Below are 3,987 nucleotides of genomic sequence, written 5' to 3'. Positions count from 1 at the left end.
CGCCGAACCCAACCAACCAACTGATCAGCCCAGCTCAACGCCCCGGATGCCGATCAGAAAGAACGAACCGCGACATGAGCGAGGCGATCGAGCGGGGCATCCTCGCCGGATTCGAGATCGACGTGCTGGAGATCCGCGACCCCTCCCCCGCCCTCGGGGAAACAGAGGAGGCACAGCGGGGCCGGCGCCTCGCCTTGCTGCAGACCGCACTTTTGGAGCACGCGGCGGCGTACAACCTGCGTACGGTCATGACGTTCCACCAGAAGGTGGAGGAGGCCGCCGCCTTCGCGGACAAGCTGCCCCAGACGGCCGCGGAGCTGTACGCCAGTGACGCCTCCGGCGACGACCTGGCGGCCGCGGACCGGCTCCCCGCGTCGTCGATCGACGCACGGTTCTACGAGCTGGAGGCCGGCCGTCACGTCCCCCCGGAGAGGGTCTGGTCGGCGTGGCTGTGCGGCGACCATTTGGTGTCCGAGCGGCGCGAGGTGATCCGGCAGTTCGCAGGCGGGATCGATGCCGCGGGCCGGCGCGTGCACCGGGCGTTTCTGGCGAGCTGCCGCGTCCTCGGGGAAGGGGTGGACATCACCGGCGAGCGGGGCGTGGAGGCCGTGTGCTTCGCGGACACCCGCGGCTCGCAGGTGGAGATCGTGCAGAACATCGGCCGCGCGCTCCGGCTTAACCGGGACGGCTCCACGAAGGTCGCGCGGATCATCGTGCCGGTGTTCCTTCAGCCCGGCGAGGACCCGACCGACATGATCGCCTCCGCCTCGTTCCGCCCTCTTGTCGCCGTTTTGCAGGGCCTGCGCTCACACGATGAACGACTCGTGGAACAACTCGCCTCCCGCGCCCTCACCCACGGAAAGCGCACCGTGCACGTGAGGCGCGACGAGGACGGGCGCATCATCGGCGCCGGCGACGAGGGTGACGGCGGGGACCAGGAGCAGGGCGACACCGACGGTGCGGTCGAGTCGGCGTTGCTGCGCTTCTCTTCTCCCCGGGACGCCGGCACGATTGCGGCGTTCCTGCGCACCCGGGTGTACCGACCGGAGTCCCTGGTGTGGCTCGAGGGCTACCAGGCGCTGCTGCGGTGGCGGGCCGAGAACGGCATCACCGGCCTGCACGCCGTCCCCTACGACGTCGAGACCGAAGTCGGGGCGACGAAGGACTTCCCGCTGGGCAGGTGGGTGCACCAGCAGAGAAAGGCCCTGCGGACCGGAGAGCTCGAGGAGCGGCGCAAGACCCTGCTCGACTTGCCGGAAGCCGGCATGGTCTGGGAGCCCGGCGAGGAGGCGTGGGAGGCCAAGCTCGCCGCGCTGCGCTCGTACCGGCGGGCCACCGGGCACCTCGCACCCCGCCAGGACGCCGTCTGGGACGACCCGGCCGGCGGCCGGCCCGTACCCGTCGGGCAGCATCTGGCGAACCTGCGGCGCAAGGGCGGCCTCGGCAAGGACCCGCAGCGGGCCCGGGTGCGCGCCAAGCAGCTGGCGGCGATCGACCCGGACTGGAACTGCCCGTGGCCGCTGGACTGGCAACGCCACCACCGCATCCTCGCCCACCTCGCCGAAGACGAGGCCGGCGGCGTGCTGCCCGACATCGCCCCCGGCGTGCTCTTCGACGGCGACGATCTTGGGAAGTGGCTGCAGCGGCAGAAACAGCCCGGCACCTGGAAGCAGCTGTCCACCGAGCAGCAGGAACGGATGTCGAAGCTGGGCGTCGAGCCTGCCCAGGCGCCGTCTGGCGCCCCGGCAGCCGGGCGTACGGCAAAGGGCTCCAGTAAGGCCCAGGCAGCGTTCCAGCGCGGACTCGCGGCCCTCGCACAATGGGTGGCGCGGGAAGGCCAGCGGCCCGTCCCGCGCGGCCACAGCGAACAGATCCCGGTCGACGGCGAGACCGAGCCGGTGACCGTCAAGCTCGGCGTATGGGTCTCCAACACCAAGACCCGCCGCCACAAACTCACCCAAGAGCAGCGCGCCGCGCTCGCCGAGCTGGGGGTGGAGTGGGCGTGACATGGGAGGACGGCCGTCTATCTCAACGGTTCGCTCAGCTCGATGGAGCGCAGAGCCGCCGCCAGGGCCGGTTCGTCGCCGATGTCGAGGGCCGTGTCGGTCAGCTTGATGACGTGTTCGTCGCCGTGCGCCCCGGCCCGTTCGAGGACCTCTTCGGGGGTGAAGGTGCCCGGCGGGCTGTAGGCGACCGGGGCGTCGGGTGCGTACATCGCGGTCACCGCCGCGGACGCCGCCCAGGCGGCCCGCAGGCTCACTCCCCACAGGGCGTGCGGGAGCGCGGGCAGGATGCGCAGCACGGCGTTGGGAGCCGTGGCCGCGTGGACCAGCATCGCGTCTCCTCGCCGTGGCCGTGGGTGGCATACCGGTGGGTGGCCGCCCGCACCAGTTCGGTGAGGCGGTGGTGCGCCTCGTTGGGGTCCGTGTTCGTGGCCGCCCATACCGGCAGGCCCGTGAGGCGGTCGAGCCGGGCGGGAAAGTTGCCGTCCCGTTCGGCGATCGGCGTCACCGCGTCGAGGGCGGCGGCCGCGCTGTCGGCGCCGGGCAGCGGGGCGAGGTCCGTGACGGGGCGGTGGCGGGCGGCCCAGTAGCCGAGGCCGTAGGCGAGTTCGGCCAGACGGGGTTCGGTGCTCTCGCCGGCCAGCAGCGCGCGCACGGCATGCCCCACCCCCTCGGACCGCTGCCCGCCGACATCACCGTCCATCTGGACGCCGGCTACGACTCGGACAAGACCCGCGCTGTGCTCGACGATCGCGGCCTCCACGGCCGTATCGCGCACAAAGGCGAGAAGGCACCCATCCAGGCCAGTCGGCGCTGGCACGTGGAACGCACCCACGCCTGGCAGAACGCCTTCCACCGGCTCGCCCGCTGCTACGAGCGGCGCGCCACCGTCGTCGACGCCTTCTTCGGCCTCGCCGACGCGGTCATCACCGTCCGCAGCCTGATCCGACGCTCCTGGACAACCCACCGCTGGGACAACCGCCCACAACGCCGCCCATGAGATCGCTCGGACTCCGAGCTCATTCCGGCGCCGAGCCGCTCCGGGGCGGTCACGTAAAGTTCTTGGTCATGACTGTGCTGCATGGCGCCTCCGTCGTCCTCCGCCCCACCAGCCGTGAGGACATCCATGCCTTGGCCGCCATCCGGGGCACACCTGAAGTGCGTGCACGATGGAGGGGCGGAGACGATCTCGAGGCAGACATCGCAGCCGATCTCGAGGACTCCGGCACCCGGTCCCTGACCGTCGACCACCGAGAGCGGATCATCGGCATGATCCAGTGGTACGCCGAGGAAGAGCCGGACTACCGGCACGCCGGCCTCGACCTCTTCCTCGATCCCACGGTGCACGGCAGGGGCCTGGGCACCGACGCCGTACGGACACTGGCCTGCCATCTCATCGATGTCCACGGCTATCACCGTCTGATCATCGACCCAGCAGCCGACAACACTGCGGCGATCCGCTGTTACACCAAGGTCGGCTTCCGGCCGGTCGGCATCATGCGGCAGTACGAGCGTGGCCCGGACGGCACCTGGCACAACGGCCTCCTGATGGACCTTCTGGCCACCGAGCTGGTGCGCTGACCGCTCTCACCCACAGCCGGTCGCCTGCACTGACTCCGTGACGGCAGTACAGGCACAGATCTCCCCGATGATCACAGAGCGTCGCAACTCCATGATCAAGGAATCTGTGCCTGCCTCACATGCCACCCCCACTCTGGCCACCGCCTATCTGCGCGACCTCTTACGGGTGGATCACCCAGCTCGGGGTCTTCCGCCTTACCGGAAACGTGCACAGGGCGACGGCGCATGTCAGTCGGTGAACGATGTCGGAAAGCCGTGCGCGGGAGAACCGTGCGCACGGTTTGAAGCGGCGGGGACTGGAAACGGAGCGTCAGCCACCGCGCCAGTCCCCGACCCTACTCAGCCGCCCAGCGTGATCAGGGCCGCGATTGCCGGGCCGAAGGCGCCGCCCAGCTGGTAGCAG

General features: G+C 70.5%; 2 protein-coding genes and 2 pseudogenes. 3 read left to right on the top strand and 1 reads right to left on the bottom strand.

Translation table 11 applies throughout. The annotated features are described in order from the left end of the window. The first annotated feature begins 74 nt into the window (after positions 1-74). The gene (locus JL475_RS38345; RefSeq protein WP_237409452.1) at positions 75-2,006 is read left to right on the top strand and encodes a helicase associated domain-containing protein; all 1,932 of its coding nucleotides are present in this window, start codon (positions 75-77) and stop codon (positions 2,004-2,006) included. A gap of 17 nt (positions 2,007-2,023) precedes the next feature. Here the strand turns inward: JL475_RS38345 and JL475_RS38340 are convergent. Continuing rightward, positions 2,024-2,670 (bottom strand): annotated as a pseudogene (locus JL475_RS38340) (hypothetical protein); the annotation flags it as partial. A 3-nt stretch (positions 2,671-2,673) separates the two neighbouring features. Between JL475_RS38340 and JL475_RS38335 the strand changes: the two are divergent. Both JL475_RS38335 and JL475_RS38330 read left to right on the top strand, forming a co-directional pair. Beyond that, a pseudogene (locus tag JL475_RS38335) lies at positions 2,674-3,003 on the top strand (transposase); the annotation flags it as partial. Between the two features lie 68 nt (positions 3,004-3,071). Beyond that, entirely contained in the window at positions 3,072-3,584 is a 513-nt protein-coding gene (locus JL475_RS38330; RefSeq protein WP_202282824.1) for a GNAT family N-acetyltransferase, read from the top strand. Positions 3,585-3,987 lie beyond the last annotated feature (403 nt).

The sequence above is a fragment of the Streptomyces sp. M2CJ-2 genome (genome assembly GCF_016757295.1).
In the GTDB taxonomy this organism is placed as follows: Bacteria; Actinomycetota; Actinomycetes; order Streptomycetales; family Streptomycetaceae; genus Streptomyces.
Note: the sequence above shows the minus strand (reverse complement) of the source record. Positions and strands in the feature narration are given on the sequence as shown.

Excerpts from the sequence above, each read along its gene's own strand:
- JL475_RS38345 (WP_237409452.1), top strand. The coding sequence starts at position 75 with ATGAGCGAGGCGATCGAGCGGGGCATCCTCGCCGGATTCGAGATCGAC.
- JL475_RS38330 (WP_202282824.1), top strand. The coding sequence starts at position 3,072 with ATGACTGTGCTGCATGGCGCCTCCGTCGTCCTCCGCCCCACCAGCCGT.